We start from the raw sequence: 14799 nt of genomic DNA, 5'->3' as shown, positions 1-14799 counted from the left end.
AGGGTCTCGCCATGCTGGCCATCGAGGCCCGGGGGCTGCGCAAGACGTACGGCGGGGGATGGCCACGGGGCGCGGGACGGGAGGCGCTCGCGGGGCTCGATCTCTCGGTGGACGAGGGCGCGGCGTTTGGGCTGATCGGGCTCAATGGCGCGGGAAAGACCACGTTCATCAAGTCGCTGCTCGGCGTCGTGCGGCCGAGCGCGGGCGTCGTGCGGGTTCTCGGCAAGGATCCAGAGGATCCGACGGCGCGCGCGCAGGTCGGATATTTGCCCGAGCGCCTCTTTTTGCCGCACGCGTTCACGCCCGTGCAATTTTTGGCGAGCGTGGCGCGGCTGAAAGGGCTCCCGCGGGCCGACGACGAGGTGCGGCGGCAGATCGGGCGGGTGGGTTTGTCGGGGGAAGAGGGGCGGCGCATCGGGGGGTTTTCCAAGGGAATGCGGCAGCGGCTCGGGCTCGCGGCGGCGCTGCTCGGCGGGCCGATGCTCCTCGTGCTCGACGAGCCGACGGACGGCGTCGATCCGCTCGGCCGGGCCGAGATCCGGCGGATCCTCGCGGAGGAGCGGGCGCGGGGCGCGACGTTGTTTCTGAATTCGCACCTTCTCTCGGAGACGGAGCGCGTCTGCGATCGGATCGGCATTCTCTCGGGCGGGCGACTCCTCCGGGAAGGGCCGATCGAGGCGCTTTGCGGGAGCGAGACGCGGTATCGCGTGCGGTTGGCCCCTCCCTTCGATAGCGCGGCGCTCACGCCGCTCGGCTTTCGGCCCGGCGACGGCGAGGGCGTGTTCGTCGTGGATGCGTCTGATCCTACGGCATTGAACGATCTCTTGGATCAAGCCCGGCGCACGGGGGCGCGGCTCGTGGGGCTCACGCACGACGTGCGGGATCTCGAGGACGTGTTGGCGGAGGCGCTCGGCCAGGGACGGGAGCAGGGACACGCGTGAAATCGTTTGTCGTGGCCAGGGATCTCCTGCGCGAGGCGGCGTCGCGGCGCTGGTTCCTCGCGCTCGGCCTGGGGATCACCCTGATGCTCGTGGTGATGGGTTTGTCCTTGCGGATGGACGTCGTGGACGGGGCGCTCGCGGCGACGCGGCTCTTCGGCAAATCCATGAACACGCAGATCCGCGCGGCGGACGTGGCGCTCCGGCCGGCGTTCGTGGCGTCGTCGTACCTCATCTTTTACGGCGGCCTCCTGTTCGGCGTGGTCGCGTGCGCCGATTTCGGCCCGAGCTTGCTCGCGCCGGGGCGGATCGAGCACCTTCTATCGCTCCCGGTGCGGCGCTTCGAGCTCGTCGTGGGCACGTTCCTCGGCGTGCTCGCGCTCGCGTTGCTCGGGGCGCTGTATGGCGCGGGCGGGCTCGTCTTGATCTTCGGGGTGAAGACGGGCGTGTTTTCGGGGCGGCTCATCGTCTCGGCGTTGCTCGCCAGTGTGACGTTTTCCGCGATTTACGGCGCGATGCTGACGGTGGCGATTGCAGCCCGGAGCGCGGCGCTCTCGGCGGCGTCCGGGGGCGCGCTCGTGCTGCTCGGGATCGTGGCCGGAGAGCGGGAGCGGATTGCGGAATTTTTCGATTCGGGGATCTCGCGCACGGTATTTCGGGGGCTGACCCTGTTCCTCCCGCGGGTCTCGTCGCTCGCGCGTTCGGCCGGGGAGATCGCGGGCTCCGAGCCCGTGGACCCCGCCGCGCTGACGAGCATGCTTTTGGGGCTCGTGGTCTTTGGCCTCGCGGCGCTCTCGCTCGGCATTCACCTCTTCGAACGGAAGGATTTCTGATGAGACGGGTGGCATGGCTCGTCGCATTCGTCGCCCTCCTCGGGCTCTCGGCGTTCTTGATGTCGCGGGGGGACAAACCCAAAAAGCCGGAGCGTGTGCTCAAGGCCGAGTTCCCGCGGCACCCGAGGGACTGGGAGGAAGAGCGCAACCGGAAACGAAGGACCTTGCCGCCGGCGGCCCCACGTCCGGGGGAGGACGAGGGCATTCAGCGAAAGCGAGACCCGCTGCTCGTGGCGCTGCCGGTGGAGAAGGGAAAGAGTTCGGTGGTGTTCGAGGTCGCGGCGCTGAAGGAGTCGCCGATCGGGCAGATCTGGCTCGATTGCATGCTGGAGGAGCAAGCCGAGAACAAGCGCCGCGGGCGAGGGCGGGACGATTTCAAGGAGCGATTCGGGATCGACCTCTTGCAGGACGTCGAGCGAATCGCGATGTCGTCGAGCAAGGTGGCGGTCTTGTCGGTCGCGCAGGGCGCGGGGCGGTTCGACAAGTCCGGCTGGCCGAAGCGCACGTTCGGTGAAAAGGGCGCGATCTGGGAGGACACGGAGGGCCGCTCGGTGTTCGCGACGTGGGGGGACGAGCTCGTCCTCGCCGGGGTGGACGTGAAGGAGATCGAAGCGGCGATCGCGCGGCTCGAATCGAAGTCGCCGCCACAGGCGCCGCCGATCCCGGATTGGTCGGCCTACGGCGACATTTACGGGGTGCTCTCGCCCGAGGAGCTCGCGGACATGTTGCCGGAGGAGCAGGGCGAGATCGCGGCGCGGATCCGGGCCGCGATCGATCGCGTGGATCTGCACGTGGATACGTCGGAGGACGTGGCCATCGTGGCGGACGTGAATGGTTCGAACACGGACGACGTGACGGACCTGGCGAAATCGATGGGCGCGGCCCTGAGCCTGGCCCGTGCGGGCGCCGAGGACCAGGGCGACGATCGGCTGCGGGATCTGCTCGATTACGCGACGATCAAGCCGCGGGACGGGCGATTCACGGTGGACGTGGCGCTGCCGCTCGAGGTGCTCAAGCAAATGGGGCCGTGCCGGAAGCGGGACGCGGCGCCGTCATCCTCACAGTGAAGGGAAGGGCGACCAGGAGGTGCACCGTTCGCCGCCGCGGATGGTGATTTCCTGGCGTCGCACGGAGGCCGTCAGGGGCGCGCCTTCCATTTCGGCGAGCGCCACGGAGAGCGCAGCCTCGACGGCGCCCCGCGCGGCGTCGTTCGGGGCGAGCAGGTGGCCGCGAAGGAGCGCCGTCGCGGCATCCGGGCCGAAGACGCAGCCGAGGGCGATGGCGGCTTGCTCGGCGGCCGGCGTGTGGTCGAGCTCTTCCCCGGCGTGATCTTCGAGGAGCGCTCGCTCGAAAAGGGCACCATGCTCCCGGGCCTCGTCGATTCTTCCGAGGAGCTGGAGCGCTTCGGCGCGCAGTTTTACGTCGGCGGAGGATTGCGCGGCTTCGGCGAGGGCTTGTACCTGCGAGGCGTGGCCGCGGCGCGCGCGTGCGCCGATCACGCGGAGGCGAACGAAGGGATCGGGATCCTCGGCGAGGCTTTCGAGCGCGGTTTGGAGGGTGGGGCCGTCCTCGGCGACGGCGTCGAGCACGTCGAGGGCGAGGAAGCGGGCCTCGGGATCCGGGAAATGGAGCGCGGCGAGGAGCGCGGACCTGTCGCGCGTATCGGGGTTTTTCGCGATATCGCGGAGGAGCACGCGGGCGAGGTCGAGGTTTTCAGGGGCGGAGCCGCGCCGTTCGAGATACGCGACCGAGATGCGCCTCTTTCGTCGATGAAGGACGAGGCCGAGGTCGGCGCGTATCGTTTCGTGGAGGCGCGCGCGGGCGAGCAGATCGGCCGCGAGCGCGGGGCCTTCTTCGTCCTCCTCCAGGAAAGCGAGGGCTCCACGATAGCGGTGATGGACCCGCGGTTTTTCGATGGGGCAGCGGAGGGCGAAGTTATGGTCGAGGACGGCTTTTCGCACAGCCTTGCGGATCTCCGCGGCGCTCGAGAATCGCAACAGCTCCCGTCGCGGAAGGACGAGGGCCGCGGCCGATTCGGCGCGGATTTCGTCGCCGAGGAGATCAGCGAGATCCGGCGAGCGGCGAATGTCCTCGAAAAGCTCGGCGTCCCGGGGGCCTGTGCGCCGGTACGCCGCGAGCACGTCGAGCGCGTCCGGGTGCGTGTCGGCCAAGGAAAACGCGAGGGCGGCGTCGTCCTCGTCGGGGGACCTTCGCGCGACGTCTTCGCGCCAGCGCGCGACGAGCCAGGCTTCGAGCTCCTCGCAAGGTTTGTCCACGAGGAAGCTCATCGACCTGAGCCACCCGCGCCGCGCCTCAGGGCTCGCCCGTTCGAGGCGCGCGCGCAGGTCCGCCCTGCGTGGGCCGCTCTTCGCAAAGGGGAGGATCTCGATGAGTGACGGCGTCGTGACGTAGTCAGCGCCGCGCGCGAGCGGCGTCTCGGGTTCGTCCGCGAAGACCTCGTCGAGCAAGCGCGCGAGGGTTTCGTCGGGCAAACCGACCGAGGCCCGCGCGAGGGCGCGGAGCGCGTAGATGCGATGCCCGCAGGGACGCGCGGGATCGGTCGCGATTCGCATCAACGCGGGGGCGAGCGACCGCGGCGCGAGGAACGAGAGGAGACGCGCGGCGCGGAGGCCTGCGCAACCCGGGAGGTCGAGCCAGGGGAGGAGACGTTCGCCGACCTCGTCAAGGGAGGTCCAGCACAGGGAGGAGACGTCGAACACAGGAGGCGCGTGTGGTCACCGGAGCGCCATGCCGGGAGCACCTGGGCCTCGGGCCGGGCTCGACGTTCATGCGTACCACGGTGCGCGACGACACGCGAACCGATCACGCGCGCATGCGAGGTGCACGACACGGGCTCGACCTGGGTTCGCTTGACGCCCCATGCTCGCCCTGGGATCCTCTGCGCATGTCCCGCCGCTTCAACACGGCTGGCCCGAACGATCCGGCGCGCCACCACACGGTCCCCGCGCTGTCCCGTGTCCCCGGCGTCCGGGAAATCATCGAGCAGGGCAGTTATTTCATCCTTCACGCTCCCAGGCAGACCGGCAAAACGACCGCGCTGCTCGACCTCGCCGCCGCGCTGAACCGGGAGGGCAAGTACGTCGCTGCGGTGCTCTCGCTGGAGCCCGGCGCCGCGCTGACGAGCATCGACGCGGCCGAGCTCGCGATGCTCGACTCGTGGCGATACGACCTCGCCGCCTACCTGCCCGCCGACGTCTCGGTCCCGCGATGGCCCGACGCGCCCCAGGGAAACCGCATCGGCGCGGCGCTCTCGGCGTTCGCCCAGGAGGCGCCGCGGCCGCTCGTCATCCTGCTCGACGGCCTCGACTCCTTGTCACGTGATGTGCGGAGCTCGCTCGTCCGGCAGATCCGCGCCGGCAAGCTACGCCGTCCGCGCGCCTTCCCCTGGTCGATCGGCTTCGCCTCGGTGCGCGAGCCCCGCGAGCTCGAGGCAGGCCAGGCGCCTCCGAGCTCCCGCGCCCCCGCGAGCTCGACCGGCCTCGACGCCGAAGTGCTCACGCTTCAGGGTTTTTCGCGCAGCGAGGTGGCGACGCTCCTCCAAGGGCTGGAAGAGCGGACCGGGCTCGAGCTCTTGCCCGGCGCCGTAGAGCGCGCCCACGAGCTCACCCAGGGACATCCGTTTCTCGTGAACGCGCTCGCGCAGCGGATCGCTGACGGCGCCGATGGTCGCAAGGGCCCGCTGACGGCGGTGGACATCGAGCGAGCGAAGGATCTCCTCCTCGATCGTCGCGGCGGCCTGCTCGACGAGATCAGCGATCGCATGCGCGACGGAAAGCTCAGGGCGGCGCTCGAGCAGATCCTCGCCGAGTCGCAACGCGAGCCGCCGGCCGAGGACCTGCGGGGCGGCATCGATCTCGGTCTCGTCCGGCGCATGCCCGACGGGACGATCGCGCTGGCGAACCCGATCTTCCACGCGCTCGTCGCGAGGCTCTTGCCGGGCGCCGTGCGATCGGTGTTCCCGGTCGGACAGCCGGCGTGGGTCGGCCCCGATGGACGACTCGACACGGACCGGCTGCTCGAAGCGTTCCTCGACTTCTGGCGGCGGCACGGCGACGCGCTCTTCTCCAGCGCGCCCTATGGCGAGCTCTCGCCGCTCGTGCTCACGGCGTTCTTGAACCGCGTCGTGAAGAGCGGCGGCCTCATCGAGCGGGTCTACGCCATCGGCCGCGGCCGCATGGACGTGTGCATCCGGCAGGGAGGAGCCGCGGTCGCGCTCGTCGTGAAGGTGCGTCGCGACCGCGATCCGGATCCGATCCCCGAGGGGCTCTCGCAGGTCGACGAGGCGCTCGCGCGGCTCGGGATCGAGAACGGCTGGCTCGTGGTGTTCGACCGGCGCAAGGGCGTCTCGCCCGTCTCGCAGCGGCTCGGCGCTGCGAAGGAGAAGACGCCGGCCGGGCGCGAGGTCGTGCTCGTCCGGGCGTGAGCCGCGTCGTCACGATCGGAAGCGCAGAAAGTCGCTGAGGATCGCGGCGAACTCGTGCGGTCGTTCCAGGAAGGGCGAGGGTCCTGCGTTGGGCATCTCCGCGACGACGACGCGCGCGTCGGCGAGGCGCGAGAGCGAGCGCGGCGAGATCCCGCCGCGGCTGCCCGTGACGAAGAGCGCGGGCACGGACAAACGAGCGAGCTTCCACGCGAGCGAGCCTTCTTCGGCGAGCGACACGAGCTCGCGGCCCCACGCGTGAAGCAAGCGCGCGTCGCAGGGGACGCGGCCCGGGTCTTCGGCCGTCGTCGCTCCACGCGCTGCACGCCTCACTGCGTCGCGCAGCGCGTTGATGCCCGGGCCTCCGAGATCGGTGAGGGTCAGCTCCGCGGCGGGGCGGAGGCTCGTGCAGTCGTCCACGGTCTTCGGGCCGTCGATGTCCACGAGGGCGCGGACGAGGCCTGGGTGGCGCTCGGCAATGAGCGCGGCGATCGTCCCGCCGAGGCCGTGCCCGACGAGGGCCACGCGCTCGCCGAAGCGGCCCGCGAGCCACCGCGCGAAGTGATCGGCGAACGCCGTGAGCGGCGCGGGCCGCGGGGCTGGGACGCTGCGCCCGTGCCCCGGCAGATCGGGCACGACGTGCCGGTGCGCGGCGAGCCGCGCGTGCAGCGCGACCGCCTCGAACACGAGCCCGTGTCCTGCGAGCCCGTGCAGGTACACGAGCGGGGTGCCCCGCGCGGACGGGTGATAATCCCGGACGAACATCCCTGCATCGACCCCGTGCGCCACATCGACCGACAGCATCCGTCCCCTCCTCGATCGCCGCGATCCGGACCCGCGCCCTCCTCGGGAAGAGCCTGAACCGGTCCGTCCGAAACCACCGACTTCGCGTCGTGTCCGATCCCTGTCTGGCCGGAAGCCTCACGGTCCTCCGGCTCGTTCGCGCTTTCCCAATCGATGCGCGAGGCCGGTCCTCGGGCGCGCCTTCGCCGTCAAAAGCCGCGGAAAAGGGCGGGCGGATCGTCACGTACGGGGCGGCTTTCGGGGCCTCTGCGGAAGTTTGTCTAGGAAAACCAGTCCGTGCGCGACTTTGGGTACCGTGCCCACATGCCGCGACGACGCGAGCCCGATCCGTTCGCCCTCCAGGTTGGAATCCGCATCAAGCAGCTCCGCGAGGAGCAGGGCCTCACGATGGAGAAGCTCGCCTTCGAGAGCGAGCTCGGATCGAAGGGGCATCTGTCGAACCTGGAGCGAGGGCTCGCGAGGCCCACGATCCACACGCTGAGGGTCCTCGCGGAGCGGCTGGAGGTCGACGTGCTCGACCTCCTCACGTTCCCCGAGCAGGGCGATCGCCAGAAGCTCGTCGACCTGACGCGTTACCTTGGGCGTGGGACGATCCGCAAGCTGCTCAAGGACATCCTCAAGGACATGGCGCCGCTCGAGTCCGCGAAGGAGCCCGCGGCTGCGGTGCCTCCGCCGAAGAAGGCCGCCAAGCGGAAGAGCGCGCCCGCGAAGGCGCGCAAGAAGAAGCGCTCGTCGTAGGTCGGCATTTCGTTGCTGGTCAAACGGATCGGTTCGCCCACGGACGATCCGGCGGTGCAGCTCTTCGTCAAGCGATCGACCTTCGTGTCGTCCGGGTGCGAAGCGCCGTATCCACTTCCATCCACGCGCGAGCGCGTGGTGCGTAACGCGCTTCCAAGGATCGGACGATCTGCGTCCGATCCTTGGGCTTTGCTTGCGTCTTCACGCGTTGCGTCGTTACGCTCGACGTCCTCATGCGCTGGAGGAGAGGGACGATGGGGAAGGGCATCCGGCTGCGGAAATTCGAACTCAAGAAGACACTCTTCTTGCTGCCGAACCTGATCACGCTGACGAGCATCTTCTGCGGCTTCGACAGCATCCGGACCTCGGCGACGGCGCAAGGCGAGGCGGACTTCTACCGCGCCGCGTTGCTCATCGTCTTCGCGATGTTCTTCGACACGCTCGACGGTCGCGTCGCGCGGGCGACGAAGACGCAGAGCGCGTTTGGTCTTCAGATCGACTCGCTCGCCGACGTGGTGTCGTTCGGCGTGGCGCCGTCGCTCCTGCTCTACCAGTGGACGCTGCACCGGCTCGGCACGCTCGGGCTCGTGGCGTCGTTCCTGTTCACGGCATGCGGGGCGATCCGGCTCGCGCGGTTCAACGTGCTCTCGACCGGCGACGACGGCAAACCCTCGAAGCCGTCGAAGTACATCGTGGGCCTGCCGATCCCGGGCGCCGCGGGCATCCTCGTCTCGCTCGTCGTGGCGAGCCACGCGGCCGGCGGGCTGCTCGGGCGCGCCGAGTACACCGTGCTGATGCTCGGCGTGACGATCGGTTTGTCGATGCTGATGGTGTCGACGATCCGGTTCCGCTCCTTCAAGGACGTGAAGCTCAACGCGGGGACGGCCCTGCTCGCCGCGTTCATGGTGGGTTCGTCCGTGGCCGTGTCCCTGAAGATGCAGCCGGCGTTCGTGCTGGTGTGGCTGCTCGGCTGTTACGTGACGATGGGGATCCTGGAGTCCTTGTGGCACCTGCCCCGGCGGCTCCGCGCGAGTCTGCTCGCCGGTGACTCGAACCAGCCCCCGCCCGCGGCGTCGGCCTGAACCTGGGCTGTTCGGAACGGCTTTGACTTTGCGGCAGGGCCGAACCATGTAGACTGCGCGCCGTCCATGAAGAATCGCGTATTTTTCCCGCAGGTCGCGCTCGACGAGTGGCTGGTCGAGGACAGAGTCGACCTCAGGAACGACGAGCTGACGATCAAGAGCGAGGGGCGAAAATACCGCATCATCGAGGCGATTCGTGTCATGAGCGAGGTCAGCGGCTCGCCCGACAGCCACGAGCTGCTCGGCAAGGTGAAGTCGAAGGCCTTCCTCGCCGAGCTCGGCGCCGAGATCCTGGAGACCTCGATGATCCTCGGAGACAACGCGTACGACGTCGTGCCGGGGTTCGTGGGCGCGCCGATCGGGACGTTCGCCGATCACCAGCGCGTCGGGCCTCCATCGCAGACCCGGAACCTGACGACCGACGAGGATCTGCTCGCGGCCTTCCTCGCGACGAAGCTCTGACGATTCGATAGGTCCCCGCGCGCATCGGCCTGCCGCCGCACCCAAGACGCGCTACCTTCTCCCGCCATGACGCGCGCTCTCTCCACGGGGACCTTCTTCGTGGCCGTGTTGCTCTACGGAGCCGCGAGCGCCCTCTTTTTCCTCGACATCGCCCGCAAGGAGACGCGGATGACCGCGTCGATCGGCTCCGTGCCGCCGCCGCGGCGCACCTCGTTTGCCGCGACGAGCCTCGGCGTGGCCGCGGCGTTTCACCTCGCGTACGTGACGTTCGCGAGCCTCGTCGCGCGCGTGTGCCCGGTCAACTCGGTGCATTTCTCGCTCTCCATGGCGTCCATCCTGGCGATTGCGGTGTACCTGCCGGCGCGGCGCTGGGTCCGCATCGACGCGATCGGCGTCTTGCTCGCGCCGCTCGGGCTCGTTTTCGTGCTCGGCACGTATTTCCTCGGGCAGCCGGGGCCGGCGCACTCGCTGAGCCCCGTCTTCCTCGCGCTGCACGTGCTCGCGAACCTCGCAGGGACGGCGCTGTTCCTGCTCGCGGGCGGCGCGGCGATGCTCTACCTCGTCCAGGAAAAGCGCCTGAAAAGGAAGCGCACGGACCGCCTGCGGATCGGCAACCTGCCGCCGCTCGAGGTTCTCGATCAGGCCGTGCACCGCTTCCTCGTCGCAGGCTTCCCGCTGCTCACGCTCGGCGTGCTGACGGGCACGATCTGGGCGAAGGGCCTGGAGACCGGCTCCTTCGAGGAGATCCTGCGGGCCGTGCTGGGGTACACGACGTGGCTCGTGATCGCGGCCGTGCTGCTCCTGCGCGCGGCGGCGGGGTGGCGTGGCAGGCGGGCGGCGTACGGGACGATCGCGGGGTTCTGCTGCGTGGCCGCGGTGCTCGTGATCTACCTCGTGCGGCCCGTGGTCGAGCTCGGCTCGCCGAGGCTCGGAGGCTAGGGCGGGCGTGATCGTCGTCGTTGGCCTCTCCCACAAGACAGCGCCGATCGCGGTGCGCGAGCGGCTCGCCGTGCAGCGCGACGCGCTCCCCGCGCTCTACGCGCGGCTCCTCGCGGATCGGTCGATCGGGGAAGCCGTGGTGCTCTCCACGTGCAACCGCGTCGAGGTGTATGCCGCTCCGCCGCGTGGAGGTTCGCTCGAAGCGACGAGCCGCGCGACGATCGGCGCGCTCGCGGCGATCGGCGGAGATGCGGTCACGATGCACCTCGGGCGCAAGGAGGGCGGCGACGCGGTGCGGCACCTGTTCCGCGTGGCCTCGTCGCTCGACTCGCTCGTCGTGGGCGAGCCGCAGATCCTCGGACAACTCAAGGACGCGATCGAGCTCGCGCGGGAAGGCAAGGCGCTCGGGCGGACGCTCGGCAAGGCGATGCTGCGGGCGGTTCGCGTGGGCAAACGCGCGCGGAGCGAGACGGCGATCGGCGAAGGGCAAGTGTCGGTGTCGAGCGTGGCCGTGGATCTCGCGCAGGAGATCTTCGGCGATCTCACGGGGCGCAAGGCCGCGCTCGTGGGCGCGGGCGAGATGGCCGAGGCCGCGGCGAAGCTCCTCGCGAAGGCGGGCGCGAAGATCATCGTGCTGAACCGGAGCCCGGCGCGCGCGAAGGTGCTCGCGTACGAGGTGTCCGGCGAGCCGCGTGGGATGCAGGAGCTCGAACGGACGCTCGGCGAGGTCGACATCGGGATCGGCTCGACGTCGAGCCCGACGCCCGTGATCACGGTGGATCTCGTCAAGCGCGTGCGGAAGGTGCGGCGCGGCAAGAGCCTGTTCTTGATCGACATCGCCGTGCCGCGTGATGTCGAGCCCGCCGTGAACGACCTCGACGGCGTGTACCTTTACGACGTCGACGATCTCTCGCAGATCGTGGCGCAGTCGCTCGAAGGTCGGGCGGCGGAGGCGGCGCGCGCCGAGGCGATCGTCGAGGAGGAGGCGCGCGCGTTCGAGCACTGGACGCTCGAACGAGAGCTCACGCCGACGATCGTGGGGCTCTTCAACCGGACGCGCGCCGTGCTGCTCGCCGAGCTCGAACGGAGTTTTGCCGGGCGCCTCAAGCACCTCGGCGCCGCAGAGAAGGAAGCGCTGCTCGTGATGGTCGACGCCGCGACGAACAAGCTGCTCCACGCGCCGGTGACGCGCCTCAAGGAGCTCGCGGGCGATGCGCGCGCCGAGGGGTACGTCGAGGCCGTGCACGATCTCTTCGACCTGTCGGCGATCGCCCTGGATGCGATCACCTTGGGGGGCAGCGACGGCAGCGCGATCGACGGAGCGATCACGCTGCCGACTCCGGGCACGAACGGCAAGGCACAGAGCCCGTCGTCGTCCATCCCGCGCGCGACGGTGCAGGCTTCGACTGCGGGTACGCCTGCCGCGGCGACGCTCGCTTCGACCTCGGCCTCGGCCTCCCCGCGCGAGGTCGCGGGCGCAAAGGATCTCGGATGACTCGCCTGACACTCGCCACCCGACGTTCGGCCCTCGCGCTCGCCCAGTCCCGCGCCTTCGCGCGCGCCCTCGTCGAAGTCTCGCCCGGTCTCGAGGTCGGCGAGCTCGAGGTCGTCACGTCGGGCGACAAGATCACCGATCGTCCGCTCCAGGAAGTCGGCGGCAAAGGGCTCTTCGTGAAGGAGCTCGAAGAGGCGCTCCTCGACGGCCGCGCTCACTTCGCGGTGCACTCGTACAAGGACGTGCCTGCCGTGATCCCCGACGGGCTCGTGATCTCGTGTGTCCCGCGGCGCGAGGATCCGCGCGACGTTTTCATCACGCGGACGGGCGCGACGCTCGCGGAGCTGCCCGCAGGCGCGCGCGTGGGGACGTCGAGCCTCCGGCGCGCCGCGGCGATCGGCGTGGCGCGGCCCGATCTCGGGATCTTGCCGCTGCGCGGGAACGTGGACACGCGGCTGCGCAAGCTCGAAGAGGGGCAGGTGGACGCGATCGTGCTCGCGCTCGCGGGGCTCAAGCGTCTCGGGCTCGAACGACGAGCGACCGAGATCCTCGATCCCACCGTGATGCTGCCCGCGATCGGGCAAGGCGCGCTCGGGATCGAGTGCCGCGAGGCCGACGAGGAGACGCGGCGCGCGCTCGCGCCGCTCGACGATCCCGAGACGAGCGTGCGCGTGGCCGCCGAGCGCGGGGTGATGGTCGCGCTCGGCGCCGATTGTCGAACGCCCGTGGCGGCGCACGCGGTGCGCACGGACGAAGGGCTCTGGATTCGGGCGATGATCGCCGAGGTCGACGGGACGCGGTTGCGAACGGGCGAGCGGCGCGTCGCGTGGCCCTCGGCGGCGGAGGCGACGCGTGTCGGCCTGGATCTCGGGCAGGAGCTCCTCCGCGCCTGAGGGCGCTCGCTCTATTCTGCGGCCGATGCTGGGATACGTCGCGATCGTCCTGCACGCGCACCTGCCCTGGGTGCGCCATCCGGAGCACGCACGCCCGCTCGAAGAGCGATGGCTGCACGAGGCATTGTGGGAGTCGTACCTGCCGCTGCTCGACGTGCTCGCGCGGCTCGAAGCGGACGGGATCGCGGCGCGGATCTCGGTGTCGGTGTCCCCGACGCTCGCGGCGATGCTCGCCGATCCGCTGCTTCGAAAGCGCTTCGTTCTGCACCTCGACAGGCTCGACAAACTCGCGGCGCAGGAAGAGCGGCGGACGAGCGGTGACGCGGCGATGCGTCCGATCGTGGCGTTTTATCGGTCGCGGCTCGAGGCCACGCGCGCGGTGTGGGAGCGGATCTCCGGCGACATGCTCGGCGCGCTCGCGGGCCATGAAGATCGCGGCTCGATCGAGTTCCTGACGACGAGCGTGACGCACGCGTATCTACCCGCACTCACGCGTTCGAGCGCGCGTGCGCAGGTAAAACTCGGCCTGCGCGCGTTCGAGGCCCTCGTGGGGCGAAGGCCGCGTGGGTTGTGGCTCCCCGAGTGTGGCTACGATCCTTCGCTCTTGCCGGAGCTCGCGGCGGCGGGCGTGGGGTACTCGGTGCTCGATGCGCACGGCCTCGATCTCGCGTTGCCGCGGCCTCCGCGGGGCGTGCTCGCGCCGATCCTCTCCTCCGCGGGCGTCGCGTTTTTCGGCCGTGATCCGCGGGCCTCGCGGGAAGTGTGGTCCCGCGAGGCAGGGTATCCGGGGCACCCGGACTATCGTGATTTCTACCGCGACATCGGCTTCGATCTGCCGGAAGCCGCGCTCGCAGGGGAGATCGGCCCCGACGGCACGCGCCTCATGACGGGCCTCAAGTACCACCGCATCACGGGTCCGGAACCCCACAAGGCGCTGTGGGATCCGGCCGCGGCTGAGGCGCGCGCGCGCGCGGATGCCTCGCATTTCGTGGCCGAGCGGGCCGCCGCGCTACGCGCAGCACAAGGGCGCGGCCCGCGGCCCGTCGTGGTGGCGCCGTACGATGCCGAGCTCTTCGGCCACTGGTGGTTCGAAGGGCCGATCTTCCTCGAACACGCGCTGCGAGCGTTGCATCACGCAGAGCGCGCAGGCGAGATCGCACCCGTGACGCTCGGCGCCTACCTCGCGACTGAGCCTTCGCTCACGGTGGCCGAGCCTTCGGCTTCGTCGTGGGGCGAGGGCGGTTTTGGCGAGGCGTGGCTCGGGCGCGCGCTCGATCCCGGCCGCACGGAGGGCATGTCGCCGGCGCACCTCGTGCGGCACGTGCGCCATGCCGAGAACACCGTGCAGGGGCTCGTGCGGGCGCGGCGCGGCGCGGACGGGCTCGCAGGGCGCGCGCTCGATCAGGCGATCCGCGAGCTCGTGTTGCTCGAAGCGAGCGATTGGGGCTTCATGATCCGGCGCGGAGAGATGGCGGCGTATGCGGCGGCGCGAGTGCGCGCGCACGCGAGTCGCGTGGATCGGCTTTGCAGGCTTGCGGGGCGCGACTGGATCGGCGAGAGCGAGGCGCGGTGGATCGAGGCGACGTGCGAGCGGACGCCGTTCCTCGCCGAGCTCCGAGGCGAGCGCTTGCGCGACGCGTTCGATGCGTGACGACCGCATCTTGGGCTTGTCGATCCGCCCCTGGATCACGGATGCTCATCTTCGCGATGCGCGTTCGTTCGAGCTTGCCCCGTCTCGCGTCTTTGTTGCCGTCGTGCTTCGCGCTCGCGTCGATCGCCTGCGGCAGTGATCTCTTCCACGCGACCGACTGGGCCACGCTCTGCGACACGAACCCGACCGCGAAGGGCTGCGCTGGTGAGGGCGGCGGCGGCACGGGTGGCGCGGTGGTCGCCGAGTCCTGCATCCCATGCGCCCATCTCGCGAGCGCGCGTGTGGCGAAGCCTGCCGACGTCCCGGTGTGTCCGAGCTCGGTCGACGTCCACGCCGTGCTCGAACAGTGCCGGTGCGAGGCGACGAGCGTCTGTTCTCCGAGCTGCTCGCTCACGCCGGTGTGCGGTGGCACCGAGGTGGACGTGGAGGCGTGTGACGCTTGCGTCGAGACCTCGTGCGGCCCGTATCTTCTCTCCTGCCTCGCGCAAACGGCTCCTTGAGCGGCACGAGTTGACAGCGATCG

The 14799-nt window shown here is 70.0% G+C and carries 14 protein-coding genes; 12 read left to right on the top strand and 2 right to left on the bottom strand.

The window, feature by feature from the left end:
• Positions 1 to 11: 11 nt before the first annotated feature.
• The 3 genes from QHF89_RS28425 to QHF89_RS28415 are packed head-to-tail and all read left to right on the top strand — an operon-like array spanning position 12 to position 2838.
• Complete coding sequence (locus QHF89_RS28425) at positions 12 to 941, top strand: ABC transporter ATP-binding protein (RefSeq protein WP_284721035.1); 930 nt, start codon at positions 12 to 14, stop codon at positions 939 to 941.
• Positions 938 to 1771: an ABC transporter permease subunit gene (locus QHF89_RS28420; RefSeq protein ID WP_136968296.1), complete on the top strand. Its 834-nt coding sequence runs from the start codon at positions 938 to 940 to the stop codon at positions 1769 to 1771. Before QHF89_RS28425 ends, QHF89_RS28420 begins: the two co-directional genes overlap by 4 nt.
• Positions 1771 to 2838, top strand: coding sequence for a hypothetical protein (locus QHF89_RS28415; RefSeq protein WP_136968297.1), 1068 nt, complete (start codon positions 1771 to 1773; stop codon positions 2836 to 2838). Before QHF89_RS28420 ends, QHF89_RS28415 begins: the two co-directional genes overlap by 1 nt.
• On the opposite strand, the gene QHF89_RS28410 is transcribed toward QHF89_RS28415, so the two are convergent.
• Entirely contained in the window at positions 2830 to 4344 is a 1515-nt protein-coding gene (locus QHF89_RS28410; RefSeq protein ID WP_136968298.1) for a HEAT repeat domain-containing protein, read from the bottom strand. The genes QHF89_RS28415 and QHF89_RS28410 overlap by 9 nt on opposite strands.
• Positions 4345 to 4676: 332 nt before the next feature.
• Between QHF89_RS28410 and QHF89_RS28405 the strand changes: the two genes are divergently transcribed.
• Positions 4677 to 6215: an ATP-binding protein gene (locus QHF89_RS28405; RefSeq protein ID WP_136968299.1), complete on the top strand. Its 1539-nt coding sequence runs from the start codon at positions 4677 to 4679 to the stop codon at positions 6213 to 6215.
• A 9-nt stretch (positions 6216 to 6224) separates the two neighbouring features.
• Here the strand turns inward: QHF89_RS28405 and QHF89_RS28400 are convergent, their stop codons facing one another.
• Positions 6225 to 7016 carry an alpha/beta fold hydrolase gene (locus QHF89_RS28400; protein ID WP_136968300.1) on the bottom strand — a complete coding sequence of 264 codons (792 nt, stop codon included), beginning with the start codon at positions 7014 to 7016 and terminating at the stop codon, positions 6225 to 6227.
• Between the two features lie 303 nt (positions 7017 to 7319).
• Between QHF89_RS28400 and QHF89_RS28395 the strand changes: the two genes are divergently transcribed.
• The 8 genes from QHF89_RS28395 to QHF89_RS28360 all read left to right on the top strand — a co-directional run bounded on the left by QHF89_RS28395 (position 7320) and on the right by QHF89_RS28360 (position 14776).
• On the top strand, positions 7320 to 7754 hold the full coding sequence (locus tag QHF89_RS28395) for a helix-turn-helix domain-containing protein (RefSeq protein WP_136968301.1): 435 nt from the start codon (positions 7320 to 7322) through the stop codon (positions 7752 to 7754).
• A gap of 254 nt (positions 7755 to 8008) precedes the next feature.
• Positions 8009 to 8836, top strand: coding sequence for a CDP-diacylglycerol--serine O-phosphatidyltransferase (pssA, locus tag QHF89_RS28390; RefSeq protein WP_136968302.1), 828 nt, complete (start codon positions 8009 to 8011; stop codon positions 8834 to 8836).
• A gap of 66 nt (positions 8837 to 8902) precedes the next feature.
• Positions 8903 to 9298, top strand: a complete 396-nt coding sequence (locus QHF89_RS28385; protein WP_136932387.1) for a hypothetical protein — start codon at positions 8903 to 8905, stop codon at positions 9296 to 9298.
• Positions 9299 to 9364: 66 nt separating this feature from the next.
• The gene (locus tag QHF89_RS28380) at positions 9365 to 10237 is read left to right on the top strand and encodes a cytochrome C assembly family protein (RefSeq protein ID WP_136968303.1); all 873 of its coding nucleotides are present in this window, start codon (positions 9365 to 9367) and stop codon (positions 10235 to 10237) included.
• Positions 10238 to 10244: 7 nt separating this feature from the next.
• Positions 10245 to 11732: a glutamyl-tRNA reductase gene (gene hemA, locus QHF89_RS28375; protein ID WP_284721034.1), complete on the top strand. Its 1488-nt coding sequence runs from the start codon at positions 10245 to 10247 to the stop codon at positions 11730 to 11732.
• Positions 11729 to 12625 (top strand): hydroxymethylbilane synthase, encoded by an 897-nt coding sequence (gene hemC / locus QHF89_RS28370; protein ID WP_136968304.1) that lies wholly within the window; start codon positions 11729 to 11731, stop codon positions 12623 to 12625. Before hemA ends, hemC begins: the two co-directional genes overlap by 4 nt.
• 25 nt (positions 12626 to 12650) lie before the next feature.
• The gene (locus QHF89_RS28365) at positions 12651 to 14276 is read left to right on the top strand and encodes a glycoside hydrolase family 57 protein (protein ID WP_136968305.1); all 1626 of its coding nucleotides are present in this window, start codon (positions 12651 to 12653) and stop codon (positions 14274 to 14276) included.
• 41 nt (positions 14277 to 14317) lie between these two features.
• Positions 14318 to 14776: a hypothetical protein gene (locus QHF89_RS28360; RefSeq protein ID WP_136968306.1), complete on the top strand. Its 459-nt coding sequence runs from the start codon at positions 14318 to 14320 to the stop codon at positions 14774 to 14776.
• The last annotated feature ends 23 nt before the right edge of the window (positions 14777 to 14799 follow it).

It is taken from the genome of Polyangium sorediatum, from assembly GCF_029946465.1.
GTDB classification, from domain to species: domain Bacteria; phylum Myxococcota_A; class Polyangia; order Polyangiales; family Polyangiaceae; genus Polyangium; species Polyangium fumosum.
This window is presented reverse-complemented; position numbering and strand designations above follow the sequence as displayed.

Coding starts and splice junctions, on each gene's coding strand:
- QHF89_RS28395 (WP_136968301.1), top strand. CDS start 7,320: ATGCCGCGACGACGCGAGCCCGATCCGTTCGCCCTCCAGGTTGGAATC.
- QHF89_RS28415 (WP_136968297.1), top strand. CDS start 1,771: ATGAGACGGGTGGCATGGCTCGTCGCATTCGTCGCCCTCCTCGGGCTC.
- QHF89_RS28385 (WP_136932387.1), top strand. CDS start 8,903: ATGAAGAATCGCGTATTTTTCCCGCAGGTCGCGCTCGACGAGTGGCTG.
- hemC (WP_136968304.1), top strand. CDS start 11,729: ATGACTCGCCTGACACTCGCCACCCGACGTTCGGCCCTCGCGCTCGCC.
- QHF89_RS28425 (WP_284721035.1), top strand. CDS start 12: ATGCTGGCCATCGAGGCCCGGGGGCTGCGCAAGACGTACGGCGGGGGA.
- QHF89_RS28380 (WP_136968303.1), top strand. CDS start 9,365: ATGACGCGCGCTCTCTCCACGGGGACCTTCTTCGTGGCCGTGTTGCTC.
- pssA (WP_136968302.1), top strand. CDS start 8,009: ATGGGGAAGGGCATCCGGCTGCGGAAATTCGAACTCAAGAAGACACTC.
- QHF89_RS28365 (WP_136968305.1), top strand. CDS start 12,651: ATGCTGGGATACGTCGCGATCGTCCTGCACGCGCACCTGCCCTGGGTG.
- QHF89_RS28400 (WP_136968300.1), bottom strand. CDS start 7,016: ATGCTGTCGGTCGATGTGGCGCACGGGGTCGATGCAGGGATGTTCGTC.
- QHF89_RS28360 (WP_136968306.1), top strand. CDS start 14,318: ATGCTCATCTTCGCGATGCGCGTTCGTTCGAGCTTGCCCCGTCTCGCG.
- QHF89_RS28405 (WP_136968299.1), top strand. CDS start 4,677: ATGTCCCGCCGCTTCAACACGGCTGGCCCGAACGATCCGGCGCGCCAC.
- QHF89_RS28410 (WP_136968298.1), bottom strand. CDS start 4,344: ATGCGAATCGCGACCGATCCCGCGCGTCCCTGCGGGCATCGCATCTAC.